This is a genomic window from Blautia intestinihominis (assembly GCF_040096655.1).
GTDB lineage: Bacteria > Bacillota > Clostridia > Lachnospirales > Lachnospiraceae > Blautia_A > Blautia_A intestinihominis.
Window position 1 is genome coordinate 13,389 of sequence record NZ_JBBMEI010000022.1, and the last position, 15,044, is coordinate 28,432.

Sequence of the window (15,044 nt, forward strand, 5' to 3'; positions counted from 1 at the left end):
TGGTGGAAGCCTGTATGAAGCGGATGATCGAATGGCCTTCCGAGGGCAGTCCGAAATTTGAATCCAGAGAGTAGGCACTGACGGGAACCGAACCCGTTATCAATCAGGAGTGTATGTTTGTACATGAGAAAGTGGACGATACGTCAATTTGAGTGGTACCGCGATAATAAGAAATTATTACCGTCTCAAGCATAGCTTGGGACGGTTCTTTTTTTCTCATGGCACATTAAAATGAATGTAGAAAGAGAGAGGAAAAAACAATGAAAAAAAGAATGTTAGTAATCGCAGCAGCAGTAGCAACCAGCATGATGATGGCTTCACCGGTAATGGCGGATGATTTCAAGGTAGGTATCTGCAACTATGTAGATGACGCTTCCCTGAACCAGATCGTAGACAACATCCAGTCCCGCCTTGAGGAGATCGGCGAAGAGAAGGGTGTCACTTTTGATGTATCTTATGATAACTGTAATGCAGATGCCAGCGTTATGGAGCAGATCATCTCTGATTTCCAGGCTGACAATGTAGACCTGATGGTAGGTGTCGCAACACCGGTTGCCATGCGTATGCAGTCCGCAACAGAAGGAACCGATACACCGGTTGTTTTCTCCGCAGTATCTGACCCGGTTGGATCCGGTCTTGTAGAATCTCTGGATGCTCCTGGAGCAAACATTACAGGAACCAGTGATTATCTGGATACGTCTTCCATCATGAAGCTGATCCAGGCACAGAACCCGGATGTAAAGAAGATCGGTCTTCTCTATGATGTAGGACAGGATTCCTCCACAACAGCGATCCAGGAAGCAAAGGATTATCTGGATGAAGAGGGAATCGAATACGTAGAGCGTACCGGAACCACAACAGACGAAGTTCAGCTTGCAGCAGAAGCACTGATCGCAGACGGTGTGGATGCAGTCTTTACACCAACCGACAACACTATCATGACAGCAGAGCTTTCCATCTATGAGAAATTTATTGAAGCGGGGATCCCGCACTACACAGGAGCTGATTCCTTCGCACTGAACGGTGCATTTGTAGGATACGGTGTTGACTATGCAAACCTCGGACAGAAAACAGCAGACATGATCGCTGATATCCTGGTAGATGGTGCAAAACCGGAAGAAACAGCAGTTGAAACATTTGACAACGGTACTGCAACAGTAAATACAGAAACATGTGAAGCTCTCGGACTTGACCTTGAGACCATCAAAAAAGATTTCGAACCTCTCTGCACACAGGTAAACGAGATTACCACAGCAGAAAGCTTCGACGATGTAGAAGCGAAATAAAGTTACTGTGAATGGAAGGAACAGTAACAAATAAAACCTAACTGGAGGAATTCATCGTGACGATTGCAACAATGCTCTCCCTCGGAGAGACTGCCCTGAAGCTCGGACTGATCTGTTCACTGACCGTCCTTGCTCTGTTTCTTAGCTATTCTATGCTGAATGTCTGCGATCTTTCCACTGACGGCTGCTTTACTTTTGGAGCAGCCGTAGGTGCTGTCGTGGCAGTCAGCGGTCATCCGTTCCTGTCTATTCTGGCGGCCATGCTCGCCGGTGTGGGTTCCGGATTTGTGACTGCGATCCTGCAGACGAAGCTTGGCGTTGACAGCCTGCTCGCAGGAATCATCGTAAATACAGCGCTTTATTCTGTGAACATTGCGGTGATGGGAGGTTCTTCCCTCATCAATATGAACAGGACTACGACCGTATTTACCATGATGAAAGATGCGCTTGCAGGTACACCATTGAAGGGAAGAGAGGATATCCTCATTGCTGCGATCGCGGTGATCCTTGTCATCGTATTTCTGGTATTTTTCCTGAAGACAAGACTTGGTCTTGCGATCCGTGCAACCGGAAATAACTCTGATATGGTCAAATCTTCCTCGATCAACCCGGTATTTACAACGATCATCGGACTGTGTGTAGCCAACTCCTTTACCGCACTTTCCGGATGCCTTCTGTCCCAGTCACAGAAATCTGTAGATATCAACATCGGACAGGGAATGGTCACGATCGCACTGGCATCCCTGCTGATCGGAGGCACGATCCTCGGCCGCGGCGGAATCTTTGTAAGAGCCGTAGGAATGGTCCTTGGTTCCTTTATTTTCCGTCTGGTCTATACGATCGCGCTTCGTTTCAACATGCCGGCGTTCATGCTGAAACTCGTATCATCTGTCATCGTTGTCCTTGCGATCTCCGGCCCATATCTTAAGAAACAGTGGCCGCAGATCCGCCGCAGACTAACACACAAAAAAGGAGGCAGATGATCATGTTAAAAATCAGCCATATCTCAAAAACATTTAATCCGGGAACCGTCAATGAGAAAAAAGCGATCACAGATCTTTCACTTGAATTAAAAAAAGGTGATTTTGCAACGATCATCGGTTCCAACGGAGCGGGAAAATCCACTCTTTTTAATGCAATCTGTGGTGACTTTATGACAGATACAGGTGTGATCGAACTGGATGGCAGGGATATTACTTTTATGCCACAGCATGTGCGTGCAAAAGAAATCGGCCGTCTTTATCAGGATCCGATGCGTGGAACAGCACCTGGTATGACGATTGAGGAAAACCTTGCCCTTGCAGCGGGAAAAGGCGGTTGGCTTTCTCACACGACCCGCCAGGAAAAAGAAAGATTTCGTGAAGAATTAAAGAAACTTGATATTGGTCTGGAAAAACGTATGAGCCATCCGGTAGGACTTCTTTCCGGTGGACAGCGGCAGGCACTTACTCTTCTGATGGCGACCATGAATCCACCGAAGCTTCTGCTTCTGGATGAACATACAGCAGCGCTTGATCCGGGGACTGCCGAGAAGGTCCTGAACCTGACAAAACGTATTGTGGAGGAACATCAGCTCACCTGTCTGATGATCACTCACAATATGCAGTCTGCGATCGATCTCGGAAACAGGATCCTGATGATGGACTCCGGTAATATTGTGCTGGACATCGGCGAGGAAGAGAAGAAGAATATGACTGTGGATGCACTTCTTGAGAAATTCAAGACAGGAGCAGGCAAGGCTCTTGATAATGACCGTATTCTTCTGTCAGAGTGAAAAATAAAAACCATCACTGATAAAGGAAATCTGTATGCTTGCAGGATTCAAAAGTCAGTGATGGTCTTTTTTTATGTCAGTATTTACAGGATGACAAGCTGTTTCTGGTATTCGTGAACGAAGTTTCTGCCATTTTTCCGGCAGAGCAGCTTTTCGTAGAGGTTGGATGAGAAGACGGTTTCATATAGAAGCGATCTTCCGGATTCATCGAGAAGGCTGTTTGCGTCAGCAAGCTTGGTGATGAGTGGAATCGAGCTGCTGTCCTTGATCTCCTTCAGTAATGTGCTGCTTTCCCGGCGAAAACCAAGTACGCGTGCGTAAGGAACGGTGGCGGGCACTTCCCGGATTCCGAGGATGATATGGAGCAGTGCCCGCTGGATCCTGCTCTGGGTAAGTTCTTTTGTCTTCAGGAAGGAGGCAGCCTGAAGAAAACCATTGAGTTCATTCGAGCGGTTCATGATTCGTTCTGCGAGATCCCTGGAGACATCCAGGTAACTGCAAAAGCTGTCTGCATTTTCTTTTAATATACAATAGGATAGAAGCGGATCCAGGGCATCTTCTGTCAGGAATCCATTCCTTTGCAGAGAAGAGGCAAGGAGTAATGAAATCTCATCCGGAACCTGTGAGGCAATCCGGGAAATTGTTTCTGGTGTGAGTGTGGCTTTCAGTAATTCGCGGATCGCAGAAGCTGAGGCAAAGGTGTTGCCATCCGTACAGGAGAATCTGTCGGAACCGTCAGTCTCTGCAAGTGTTTCATGATAGCCCATTCCCTGACGTTTCAGGGTGACCGGTTTTATATTGCTCTTAAGGCGGAGAAGTGCCTTGCAGTATTCGATCCCGAGAATGTTGTTGGGCGAATTCAGGATCTGTACGATCTGATTCAGGAGCGGAGTAAGAACACCATCAAAATCATCTCCTGTAAAATTATGGGGATTTTTGAAATATTCTGTCAGTGCCTGGCATCTGGCAGAAGGAAAAGACAGTCCGTTACTCAGAAATTCCTTCAGTAATTGCCGGTATTCTTCTGGTTCTTCTACGAGAATTTCTGCCAGTTCCATAAGAGCGGAAACTTCTCCGTACTCACTTCCGAAACAGAGGCTGTCCACAACATGCAGTCCGTCCAGCATGGACACGCCGCCCATGGCAAAGGCTTCCGCACTGGCGGTACTTACAGACACCGGCATCTCAAGTACGAGATCCGCGCCACATCGAAGTGCCATCTCAGCCCGTACATGCTTCGGAAGAAGCGCAGGAGTGCCTCTTTGTACATAATCTCCGCTCATGGCGACAATCACATAATCTGAATTCAGCTTTTTTTTGCAGTAATCTATCTGGTATTTATGTCCTTTATGAAACGGATTGTACTCCGCAATGATCCCGGTTACTTTCATAATAAAATCCTCTCTGCCCACGGCAAAAGTTATCTGGTTTTTCCTATTGTAGCATACGCAAAAAGACGCGGCAAGCTGATATCATGAAGTGTATTGTAGGCAATGTCACCAAATGATATAATTTGTTTATACAGATAAATCGCAGAAAGGAGACAGACATGAAAAAAAGAACTCTGAAAAAGGCCCGCATACAGTTGCAGATCTGTATTCCTCTTTTATGCATTGGAATTCTCGCAGCAGGTGTGTTGATCGTCAAAAACTTATCCTGGGCAGAAATATCGATGGCCGCCGTTGGTATTTTGATCGGTATATACGGATTGTATGGAATTCTGAATGCCGGAAATTTCTGCATTACGTATGATGATGAAGAAATCATGGTCAGAGATTTTCGGAGAAAAACAAAAAAATTTTATTATCAGGATCTGGAAGGGTTCTGTTTTCAGAACAATTTTGAGGAGGTCATCCTCTACTTTAAAAACGGCAGGATCGTGCTTGATGATGCGACCGAGGGAAAAGAACGTTTCGTCAAGGTTGCAGAGAGAAAATATACAAAATATCATTGTGGACAAAGAATGCCGGAACTTTGGGAAAGATCCAGGCATACAGTCATTCTTGTCGTGCTTGCCGTTTGGGGTATGTGCATGGCATGTATGGGGATCGCCAGTATACTTCCGCCGAGAGAAGAAACAGAATTTTATGGACAGATTCATGTGGAGCCACTCGAGCAATACGCTGAAGACATAAATTTTTATATGGATGGAAAAGAAATCTATATAGCTGCTTATGAAGATGTTCTGTTGAACAAAGAATTATTTCAGGAAGAACTTCTGGCAGGCAAAAAGTTCAAACTGGAAACAGAGCTGGCAGGAGAAAAAAAGGAGATGTATTATACGGTGCGATATCTGGAAGATGAAGATGGAAATGTGTTTATTTCTTATTATTCCAGCGGAAAAACAAATCTGTTTTATATCTCAGGGCTGGCGGCAGTGATTCTTGCGATGACAGTCTTTATGTGGAGAATAGATGTAAACAAGAAAAAATATGCGAGGATCTACAGATTTTTCTTTAAGGACTGAAAAAGTTCGTGATTTTTCCCCAAATTGCACTTCAAAAAATACCTTTACTTGGAAGAATCTCCCTGTCAACCACTTGAAAAGAGCCAGAACTGGGGGTATAATGAAACTAGCTGTGAGGTCATATTCAGGATTCTCACATGGTCATAAGACCGAAATAACGAAAGGAGCCATTTAATCATGGGATTTGTTGATTTACTCAAAGAAAGAGCCAAAAAAAGCATCAAAACTATCGTACTGCCAGAGACAGAGGACATGAGAACTCTGGAGGCAACTGATAAGATTCTGAAAGAGGGAGTTGCAAAGATCGTTCTCATCGGAAACGAAGAAGAAATCAATAAGAAAGCTGCTGAAGGCGGATTTGATATCTCAGGAGCAACTATCGTTGACCCGGAGACATCTGACAGAACTCAGGCATACATTGACAAATTTGTAGAGCTGAGAGCTAAGAAGGGTATGACACCTGAGAAAGCAAAAGAAATCCTCCATACTCAGTACCCATACTATGGTGTAATGATGGTAAAAATGGGTGATGCAGACGGTATGGTATCCGGTGCATGCCACTCTACAGCAGACACACTTCGTCCATGCTTACAGATCCTGAAGACAAAACCGGGAACAAAGCTTGTATCTGCATTCTTCCTGATCGTAGTTCCGGACTGCGAATACGGTGCAAACGGAGCATTTGTATTTGCTGACTCTGGTCTGAACCAGAACCCGACTCCGGAAGAGCTTTCTGCAATCGCAGCTTCTTCTGCAGAATCCTTCCAGCTTCTTGTTGAAGAAGAGCCGATCGTTGCAATGCTTTCACATTCCACAAAGGGAAGTGCAAAACATCCTGACGTAGACAAGATGGTAGAAGCTACAAGAATTGCAAAAGAAGAGCATCCGGAACTCAAACTGGACGGAGAATTCCAGCTTGACGCTGCAATCGTACCAAGCGTTGGTGCATCCAAAGCTCCGGGAAGCGAAGTTGCAGGTAAGGCAAACGTTCTTGTATTCCCTGACCTTGATGCAGGAAACATCGGATACAAACTTGCTCAGCGTCTTGGTAAAGCAGAAGCATACGGACCTGTTACACAGGGTATCGCAAAACCGGTTAACGACCTGTCCAGAGGATGCTCTGCAGATGATATCGTTGGTGTTGTTGCTATCACAGCTGTACAGTGCCAGGCTGAAGACAAATAATTTTTCCACAACAAATATTACATATTGAAACATATTGAACAGGAGAATTTAAAATGAATGTATTGGTAATTAACTGCGGAAGTTCCTCTCTGAAATATCAGCTCATCAACTCTGATACAGAGGATGTTCTGGCAAAGGGTCTTTGCGAAAGAATCGGAATCGACGGAAGACTGGTTTATCAGAAAGCCGGATCTGACAAAGAGATCACAGAGTGTGCAATGCCTACACACAAAGAAGCAATCCAGTTCGTACTGGATGCACTGACAAACGACAAGACAGGTGCAATCAAGAGTCTTAAAGAAGTAGATGCGATCGGACATCGTATCGTACACGGCGGCGAGAAATTCGCTTCCTCAGCAGTGATCACAGACGAGATGATCGCAACAGTAGAAGAGTGCAACGACCTTGCACCACTTCACAACCCGGCAAACCTGATCGGTATCCGTGTCTGCTCCGAGCTTATGCCAGGCGTACCGCAGGTTGGCGTATTTGATACAGCTTTCCATCAGACAATGCCTGCAAAAGCATATCTGTACGGACTTCCGATCGAATACTACAAGAAATACAAAGTAAGAAGATATGGTTTCCACGGAACCTCCCACAGCTTCGTATCCAAACGTGCTGTAGAATTCCTCGGCCTTGACAAAGACAACTCCAAAGTTATCGTCTGCCACCTTGGAAACGGATCTTCCATCAGTGCTGTTCAGAACGGCAAATGCGTAGATACTACAATGGGACTTACACCACTTGAAGGCGTTGTTATGGGAACACGTTCCGGTAACATCGACCCGGCAATCGTTGAGTTCATCGCAAAGAAAGAGAACCTTGACCTTGCAGGTGTTATGAACGTTCTCAACAAGAAATCTGGTCTTCAGGGTATGTCAGGAGTCGGCAGTGACATGCGTGACATCAGAGCAGCGATCGAAGCAGGAAACGAAGACGCTAAGAATGCATACGATGTACTCTGCTATGGTATCGCTAAATTCGTTGGCGGCTATGTAGCAGCTATGAACGGTGTAGATGCGATCGTATTTACAGCTGGTATCGGCGAGAACGTAGGAGCACTTCGTAAAGATGTATGTAATTACCTTGGATACCTCGGAGTTGAGATCGATGACACTGCAAACAACACATTTGGAGAAGAAATCGTTATTTCCACACCAAACTCCAAAGTCAAAGTTGCAGTTATTCCTACCAACGAAGAACTTGCAATCTGCAGAGATACAGTAGCACTGGTTAAGTAATGCCAGGGTTCATGACTCAAATATAAGAAATAAGAGAGGGAATTTACCGTATCGGCAGATTCCTTCTCTTTATCTATGCTAAATACAGTATACCCTGTCAGATTTTCTGGCAGAAAAATACAAAATAATTTAAAAATCAGATTGACAAACCAAGGTCATCTATGTATAATTGATAAGGTGTGAGTAGGAGATAATTATGCAGATTCATTTATCAGAGATTATTGATAGTGAAGGAAAGGTCATTCAGATCACTCCTGAGCTTGAACTAGATACAATTTCATTTCAGTTGGGAGAATATCCGATCCTGGATAAGACTCCGGTGAAACTTACCATTGCCAATACCGGCAATAAGGTACTGGAATTAACCGGTAACGGAAGTGTCACAGTCGGTATTCCGTGTGACCGCTGTCTTGAACAGGTTTCCGTTGAGATTTCATACAGCATTGAGCGCAAACTGGATATGAAACAATCTGATGAAGACAGAGTAGAAGATCTGGATGAGAATGACTATCTCACGGGAATAGACCTGGATGTGGACCGGTTGGTCTATCTTGAGGTACTGATGAACTGGCCTTTGAAGGTTCTCTGCAGGGAGAACTGCAAAGGAATCTGTAGCCAGTGCGGGAAGAATCTGAACCAGGGACCCTGCGGATGTGCAGAGGAACCGAAGGATCCACGTATGGCCGCCATCAGTGATATATTTAGTAAATTTAAGGAGGTGTAACCTATGTCCATATGTCCAAAGAACAAATCATCCAAAGCTAGACGTGACAAAAGACGTGCTAACTGGAAAATGAGTGCTCCGAACCTGGTAAAATGCAGCAAATGCGGCGCCCTGATGATGCCTCACAGAGTTTGTAAAGAGTGCGGAAGCTACAACAAGAAAGAAATCGTGAAAGTAGAAGACTAATCACAACAATAAGAAGCAGGATCCTTGCGGGTTCTGCTTTTTTTTGTTGTCTGAAAAGGAATAAAAAGGTATAATTTTATTTATCACGGGAAATGGAGGAGAATCATGAAAAAGAGCAGCATTTTTGAAAACCTTGTTATGAACTTTTCTATAGATACAGAGGAACTCTCTAAAACAGAGGAGAAGAAGCTGAAATCTGTTCCAACAAGACTGGAGATTCTGGCAGAGGGATTTGCATCCAGATGGGATCTTGACCAGGTGAACCAGAAGCTGGAAGAAAGTGGATGTGAGAAACTCTATGCGAGAAGTTTTTATGAAGCGTGTCTGATCTATGCATTTGAACGACAGATGGGATATGAAGAATGGAAAGAACTTTTTACCGAGGGAAGGAAGATTTTTGAGGAATCGGACGGAGCACAGAAGCGTTTTTTCAGGGGTGGAAAGATTACATTAAAAGAACTTGAGGAATATATGGAGGCAGAGTCTGTCTCTGAAGAACTGGAGACAATGCTTCTGACGAGATCACTGGAAGAAAAAATCATACAGAGCGATTCAGCGGAAGAATTCTGGTCTTTTGTGCAGGAAAATATAGAGAAATTTTCTTCTGTAAGAGAGCGTGCAAGATATTATTTCTGTAAATATCTTTATTTTTACATACAGGATCGCTGTGACCGATACTATGAAAGCTGTATCCGGGAAGAAAAACTCCGCAATCAGTATGGAAACATGCTTGAGAAGGGAGAACGCGGCAGAGAAGAGAAATTTGCTCTGGAAGAACTTGCCTTTTTGAAACCGCTGACAAAATTAAAAAAGGACGCGGATAAACAGAAAAACAACATGTCTCTGGAGGAAAAAAAGGAATATCTCGAAAACACTGCCCTGACACCGGGAGGCATTTTTGATGAATTCAATTATTTTTATTTTGGCTATGTATCGGTCGACTGGATGGAAATTCTTTTTGAACTTTATGGAAACTTTGATCAGTGGCCACAGAACATGAAGATCCGCGTTGCACATTCACTGGGACTTTGCAGCCAGAACCCGTCTTCTGAGGAATGGAAAACTGCTTCACAGAAACTTTTCCAGATGGAAGAAGAACAGCGAAAGAAAGAAGAGGCAAAAGATTTTGTCGGAGGCAGAAACGAAGGAGAACGCAAAAAAGCTTATCAGAGAGGTCGTTCCGGAGAGGATTTCTTCCGGGAATTTATTACAGGCGGAAGAGATATCAACAGGGCGACTCTGATCAGCTTCCTTTTGTTTGTCAAGGTCAGAGTTCCGCTGGACGATGAGAACAAGATCACAATGAACCGTCTCAACCGTATTCTGATGAATTGTGGATTTTCTGTTCTGAAACCAGACCAGGAGTTTGACCGGTTTGTGATCCGTTTTCTCCGCTCTACAGAACCGCTGGATGTTCTGGAAGAAGAGGTGGAGAAGCAGGTGATCCAGGGAAAGAATTTCTATCTCTACAAAGTATACCGTGATTCTTACTGTCATCAGAAAGAATTGCTGGATTATCTTGTGTAAAAAACAAATTTTCCAAATGGTCTTATATACTGTAATCATATAAAGAACACAGGAAATAAAGCAAAGGAGAGGAAAGAGAATGAAAAAGATCAGAACATTTTTTATCAGAACAATCTTAGGAATTATGGCGGGACTGTTTTTGAGTGCAGGAATCACAGCAACACCGGTACAGGCAGCCGGAATCAGTTATCAGAAAGCAGTTCGAATGTACAACAACAAATTAAGCTACTGGGGAAGAAGAGGCACACGCCTGAATATCAACTACGATTTAAGAAGCCGTTCCGGCTGGAAATATAATGACTGCGGAAAGAATGTTTCCATGAAAACAGTGCATTGTGATAATAACCTCCGCTACATTTTCCGTGATGTAAATGGCGACAATATTCCGGAAGCATTTTTCTACAGTGAACGCGCAAGAGTAATGCTGGTCTGGACAATTTACAGAGGACAGGTACAGCCGGTTGCAACCATGCGTACTTCCTATTTTGGACCTCAGAAGCTTCTTTACAATAAAAGAGAGAAGACATTTATCGTAAAGACCCTTATCACAGGAAGAAGTGTTTCCAGAAATATTTTTAAGATCAAAGGACGTACACTTTATATCAATCTTACCATGTCTGATTATGTCGGACAGCGTCAGTCAAATGGCAGGATCAAAGTAAATTACTGGATTGACGGAAGATCCGTATCAAAGAGCAGATACCAGAGCTACTATAATGCATATTTCCGCTATCACGCAGCCTACTCCTGGGGACCGTGAAAATGAAAGAAAGCGTTACAGAAGAACAGAAACTGGAGTTATATCATCTGCTGAAAGACCGTTATCTGATTGGTGATCTTCTCAAAAAAGGAGAACACAGCCGGATTTACCGTGCATATGATACGGTATTGGATCAGGAGATCACGATCAAAGAATTTGTTCCTGAGAATCCTGATATGGCGGAAACAGATACCGGGAACTTTATAGAGGAAGCAGGAAAATTCTTCGGAGTTTATGAGTATCAGGGAATTGCAGAAGTGACAGATGTTTTCCGCGACGAGGAACATGCTTATATGGCAATAGAATATCTGCCGGGGAAAAATCTCAGAGAGTACCTGAATGCTGAAAAAAAGGGCCAGATCACAATAGAGGAAGCATGGACACTGCTTTTTCCTGTGTTGGATACAGTTTCCTGGATGCACAGCAACGGTATGGTTCACGGTGGCATCAGGATGAGCCGTCTGATTTTTGATGAGAATGACAGATTATGTCTGACGGGGATCGGTGACTGTTTTCTGAGAAACAGAGAGTCAGAGGCAAATGGTCCGTGGACGGATGTAAGAGCCGTGTCAGAAATCCTGTACGAATGTCTTACCGGCAAGTCTCCATTGCAGGCAGGATGTCTCTGGAACAAAAAGAAAATCAGATCAGTCAGTATCTGGACTACCGTCAGCAGCAGGGTAGATGAGACGCTTCTGCGCGAATTGAATTATGGGATTGGAGGCGGCTGTTTCGGATTCTATGCACTGGCAGAACAGCTTGGAATGCAGAATGAACCTCTGGCAGTCTATCTTGGAGCAATTCAGTCTGTGTGGGGCGAATCCTGGCTGAACCTGACAGAAAAGTATCAGAAAGAAGCATATCTGGACGAAGAACACGCATTTCTGACCAGGAAACAATGGAGAAATATTCTGAACATAACGGGGATTTTTCTGGTGAGTATTGCTGTCGCAGGGTGTGTGGGTTTCTGGTATACCCATACACATGAACGGCAGATCCTGGAATGGCAGATTCAGAAAGACCGCACAAAATATCACAGGATATCCGGAAAGGAAACAGATGGATTTGCAATTGGAGACATTCATCTTAAGAAATTAATGGAACAGACACTTGGAATTTCGCTGGAAGAAAAAAGCCGCAATTCTTATTCGGAGATGCCCTATCAGGAAAGCTGTACTTATGCATCGCCGGAAAAAGCAGGAAAAGAGCAGATAGAAATTTTCAGTGACAAAGAAGACAGAAGGGTAAATTCCTGTGAAGTTGTTCTTTCGAAAGAAGAAATGGAGCTGTTTTTTCAGGAGATTTTTTCGCAGATCATTCCGGAAACTTATCTGACAGAGGAAGAAATTGAGAGAACTTTTGACAGAACCCAGGATGGCTTTTACCGCTTTGATGCACATGGAAAATTTCAGATGACATTGTGGAAGAAGAAAAGTTATGGGGAAACAGAAAAAGAGCAGGAATGGTATCATTTAAGCCTTACTGCCTGTGCCAGAGAACCGCAGGATGAAAAGGAAGCAGCGGGAAGCTATGCAAGAGATTCCAAAGAATACAGGGAATTCATGGATTTTGTAAAAAAACATGCAGTAAAGACAGAAATGATATCAGATACGATTATTTATAAACTGAAAGAGGAAGCGGTGCGGAACTGGAACCAGCCATCTAATGTGCCACTTCTGAAAAAGACCAGAACGGATTTTATGCGGGCGCTGGAAAAATCCGGCTGCAGTTTTGAGATAAAATCCGAAAAAGATATTTTCCAGGTGACAGATGCCGGAATTGGTGCGCTGAAAGCGGAATTTGTGCGGGAGGTGCGGATTGAAACAACAGAGGGAGAGAGAATTTTTCTTCAGTATGATTTTCTTTCAGAACGAATTGTCCAGATCTGTCTGGGTTCTGTTGATTCTGCGAGAGAGTGGAATTATGGACTTGGAGCCGAACTGATCGGGGCACTTTCTGATGACAACAGGAAATCAGAAGAAAAGCTTGCGAAAGAACTGAAACAGAATGCATCAGAACTGGAAGCTTCCTCGCTGGCACAGGAGAATTGTGGTGATCTCAGCTGGATGATCCTTACAGATGATGATCGGGTACCGCGGCTTATTCTTGCACCACACGGACTTCTGGATGACGAAAGTTTTCCATATGCGGCAAGCCGATGGCAGCAAAAGGGAGAGGACTGACCTATGGAAGAAATGGTAAAAAGCGGTTATCTTATCCGGGAACAGATCGGGCAGGGAGCTTTCGGAGTGATTTACCATGCTCTGGATGAAAAGAACCACCGGGAAGCTGCGATAAAAGTCTGGAAGGCAGGAAGTGAGACAGAAATCTTTTCATATGAAAACAGTCCTTTTCTGCGGGAAGAACGCATTCCCGGGATCGTAAAGATTTATGATTATTTTGAAAAAGCCGGAATGAATTTTCTGGTCATGGAATATCTGCCGGGTGGGACTCTGAAAGAACAGATGAGCACGATCCGCAGCGAAAAATCTCCTGAAAAAATCCTGGATTTATTTAAACAGGTGATGGAGGGGCTGGCTTTTCTGCACAGCGAAGGGCTGGTTCATTGTGATTTAAGCCCGGATAACCTGATGTTTGATGAAACGGGGAATCTGAAGCTGATTGATCTTGGAGCCTGCCGTGGAAGTGGGATTTCCTGCGAGAAAAAATTTCTGAAAGATGGATACAGTGCACCGGAGCAGTACACGGACACAGAGCGGATTGGACCATGGACGGATGTTTACGGACTCTGCGCGGTTCTTTATGAAACATTGAGTGGGGAGAAAATCCCATCGGCAGCACAACGCCTCCAGAAAGATGAACTGAGACCTCTTTCTACATACATTAAAATAAACCGACAGGCGGAGCTGGCAGTTATGCATGGTCTGCGGCTGGAAATACAACAGAGATATTTCAGTATAGAACTTCTTCTTCATGGATTTGGAACCGCGGCCGAAGAGCTGGAAGCCCTTGCAGGAAGTACCCGTCATTTCTGGGGGCAGAAATGGATTCAGATCAGTGGGCAGGGAATCGGATATCATCGTGAAGGCCAGAAGCGAAGCCGGCGTATGGTAAGGAGAATTGCGCTGGGAACGATGGGAATTGTTCTGGCGGGAGCTTTGTTTTATGGTGGTGATCTGTGGTTCCAGAATCATTATCCGGTACAGTATTTCAAAAGAAAGGCCGATAATGCCAGAAAGGCAGGCGTTGCCAGAGAGGATGACAGGCTGGTTTCCAGTCTCAGCCAGAATTACAGCAAGATTCTGGAACAGCTTACAGAGTATGCACCGGAAGCCGGAGAGAAACTGGAAGCAGGCAGTATTTCCTGCGAACTTACGGAAGCGCAGCTGCTTAAATGGAATGTGCCGGATAACTTCGGACGGAAAATGTATCTTGACAAAGAGTCGATCAGAAAAGCACTGTTTCTGGAGATGGGATTTTACAAAGAAGATATTCAGATAAAAACAGACAAAGACTGCACAGGTTTTGTCAGCCGCAGTGTGGACGGATCTTATGAAATGCTTAAGAATACTTCCAGTGCAGAAGAGACATATCGTGTGCAGTTTCCCGAGAAAGAAACAGAAACATACAAAATCGTCTATGATCCGACAGACAAAAGAGTGATCAGCCTGTATGGAAGCATGACTGATCCCAGGCGGCTGGAAAGTTTTGTGAAAGCATTGTTTCCGGTCTGCTGTCCGGAGGGATATCTGACGACAGATGAGATTGGAGATATTCGGGAACAGCTGAATGAATCAGAAGACAGTATCATTATTCAGGCGGCACCTCACGGCTGGATCAATTTTTTTAGTCAGATTGATGCAGAGAATAAAGTGGTACAATATTATGTCAAAATAGCTGCTTCTGATGCAGGACTTCTTCACTGATGGA

The 15,044-nt window shown here is 44.4% G+C and carries 13 protein-coding genes and 1 other annotated feature (1 of these 14 only partly in view); of the genes, 12 read left to right on the plus strand and 1 reads right to left on the minus strand.

Annotated elements, in window-relative coordinates:
- Positions 1-191: a binding site (T-box leader), on the plus strand (it extends 57 nt beyond the left edge of the window).
- A gap of 69 nt (positions 192-260) precedes the next feature.
- The 3 genes from WMO75_RS08445 (at position 261) to WMO75_RS08455 (ending at position 3,060) form a co-directional block, all read left to right on the plus strand.
- Complete coding sequence (locus tag WMO75_RS08445; RefSeq protein WP_022215456.1) at positions 261-1,286, plus strand: ABC transporter substrate-binding protein; 1,026 nt, start codon at positions 261-263, stop codon at positions 1,284-1,286.
- A gap of 71 nt (positions 1,287-1,357) precedes the next feature.
- Positions 1,358-2,269 (plus strand): ABC transporter permease, encoded by a 912-nt coding sequence (locus tag WMO75_RS08450; protein WP_118252424.1) that lies wholly within the window; start codon positions 1,358-1,360, stop codon positions 2,267-2,269.
- A gap of 2 nt (positions 2,270-2,271) precedes the next feature.
- A complete protein-coding gene (locus tag WMO75_RS08455; protein WP_299317565.1) occupies positions 2,272-3,060 on the plus strand; it encodes an ABC transporter ATP-binding protein in 789 nt (262 codons plus the stop codon).
- Positions 3,061-3,143: 83 nt separating this feature from the next.
- Here WMO75_RS08455 and WMO75_RS08460 read toward each other — a convergent pair whose 3' ends face one another.
- Positions 3,144-4,451 carry a tRNA(Met) cytidine acetate ligase gene (locus WMO75_RS08460; protein WP_349077913.1) on the minus strand — a complete coding sequence of 436 codons (1,308 nt, stop codon included), beginning with the start codon at positions 4,449-4,451 and terminating at the stop codon, positions 3,144-3,146.
- Between the two features lie 158 nt (positions 4,452-4,609).
- Between WMO75_RS08460 and WMO75_RS08465 the strand changes: the two genes are divergently transcribed.
- The 9 genes from WMO75_RS08465 (at position 4,610) to WMO75_RS08505 (ending at position 15,040) form a co-directional block, all read left to right on the plus strand.
- A complete protein-coding gene (locus WMO75_RS08465; RefSeq protein ID WP_349077914.1) occupies positions 4,610-5,527 on the plus strand; it encodes a hypothetical protein in 918 nt (305 codons plus the stop codon).
- 177 nt (positions 5,528-5,704) lie between these two features.
- On the plus strand, positions 5,705-6,712 hold the full coding sequence (pta, locus tag WMO75_RS08470; protein ID WP_161286070.1) for a phosphate acetyltransferase: 1,008 nt from the start codon (positions 5,705-5,707) through the stop codon (positions 6,710-6,712).
- A gap of 53 nt (positions 6,713-6,765) precedes the next feature.
- Entirely contained in the window at positions 6,766-7,956 is a 1,191-nt protein-coding gene (locus WMO75_RS08475) for an acetate kinase (RefSeq protein ID WP_303223538.1), read from the plus strand.
- A gap of 196 nt (positions 7,957-8,152) precedes the next feature.
- Positions 8,153-8,680, plus strand: a complete 528-nt coding sequence (locus tag WMO75_RS08480; RefSeq protein ID WP_022215449.1) for a YceD family protein — start codon at positions 8,153-8,155, stop codon at positions 8,678-8,680.
- 3 nt (positions 8,681-8,683) lie between these two features.
- Positions 8,684-8,866 (plus strand): 50S ribosomal protein L32, encoded by a 183-nt coding sequence (gene rpmF / locus WMO75_RS08485; protein WP_005425421.1) that lies wholly within the window; start codon positions 8,684-8,686, stop codon positions 8,864-8,866.
- A gap of 105 nt (positions 8,867-8,971) precedes the next feature.
- On the plus strand, positions 8,972-10,393 hold the full coding sequence (locus tag WMO75_RS08490; RefSeq protein ID WP_296055291.1) for a hypothetical protein: 1,422 nt from the start codon (positions 8,972-8,974) through the stop codon (positions 10,391-10,393).
- A 79-nt stretch (positions 10,394-10,472) separates the two neighbouring features.
- Positions 10,473-11,153: a hypothetical protein gene (locus WMO75_RS08495; protein ID WP_022215447.1), complete on the plus strand. Its 681-nt coding sequence runs from the start codon at positions 10,473-10,475 to the stop codon at positions 11,151-11,153.
- A 2-nt stretch (positions 11,154-11,155) separates the two neighbouring features.
- A complete protein-coding gene (locus tag WMO75_RS08500) occupies positions 11,156-13,336 on the plus strand; it encodes a serine/threonine protein kinase (protein WP_349077916.1) in 2,181 nt (726 codons plus the stop codon).
- A 3-nt stretch (positions 13,337-13,339) separates the two neighbouring features.
- The gene (locus WMO75_RS08505) at positions 13,340-15,040 is read left to right on the plus strand and encodes a serine/threonine protein kinase (protein WP_349077917.1); all 1,701 of its coding nucleotides are present in this window, start codon (positions 13,340-13,342) and stop codon (positions 15,038-15,040) included.
- Positions 15,041-15,044: the final 4 nt, after the last annotated feature.

What these genes read in the sequence shown, in the direction of transcription:
- WMO75_RS08445 (WP_022215456.1), top strand. Translation starts at nt 261, where the DNA reads ATGAAAAAAAGAATGTTAGTAATCGCAGCAGCAGTAGCAACCAGCATG.
- WMO75_RS08450 (WP_118252424.1), top strand. Translation starts at nt 1,358, where the DNA reads ATGCTCTCCCTCGGAGAGACTGCCCTGAAGCTCGGACTGATCTGTTCA.
- WMO75_RS08455 (WP_299317565.1), top strand. Translation starts at nt 2,272, where the DNA reads ATGTTAAAAATCAGCCATATCTCAAAAACATTTAATCCGGGAACCGTC.
- WMO75_RS08460 (WP_349077913.1), bottom strand. Translation starts at nt 4,451, where the DNA reads ATGAAAGTAACCGGGATCATTGCGGAGTACAATCCGTTTCATAAAGGA.
- WMO75_RS08465 (WP_349077914.1), top strand. Translation starts at nt 4,610, where the DNA reads ATGAAAAAAAGAACTCTGAAAAAGGCCCGCATACAGTTGCAGATCTGT.
- pta (WP_161286070.1), top strand. Translation starts at nt 5,705, where the DNA reads ATGGGATTTGTTGATTTACTCAAAGAAAGAGCCAAAAAAAGCATCAAA.
- WMO75_RS08475 (WP_303223538.1), top strand. Translation starts at nt 6,766, where the DNA reads ATGAATGTATTGGTAATTAACTGCGGAAGTTCCTCTCTGAAATATCAG.
- WMO75_RS08480 (WP_022215449.1), top strand. Translation starts at nt 8,153, where the DNA reads ATGCAGATTCATTTATCAGAGATTATTGATAGTGAAGGAAAGGTCATT.
- rpmF (WP_005425421.1), top strand. Translation starts at nt 8,684, where the DNA reads ATGTCCATATGTCCAAAGAACAAATCATCCAAAGCTAGACGTGACAAA.
- WMO75_RS08490 (WP_296055291.1), top strand. Translation starts at nt 8,972, where the DNA reads ATGAAAAAGAGCAGCATTTTTGAAAACCTTGTTATGAACTTTTCTATA.
- WMO75_RS08495 (WP_022215447.1), top strand. Translation starts at nt 10,473, where the DNA reads ATGAAAAAGATCAGAACATTTTTTATCAGAACAATCTTAGGAATTATG.
- WMO75_RS08500 (WP_349077916.1), top strand. Translation starts at nt 11,156, where the DNA reads ATGAAAGAAAGCGTTACAGAAGAACAGAAACTGGAGTTATATCATCTG.
- WMO75_RS08505 (WP_349077917.1), top strand. Translation starts at nt 13,340, where the DNA reads ATGGAAGAAATGGTAAAAAGCGGTTATCTTATCCGGGAACAGATCGGG.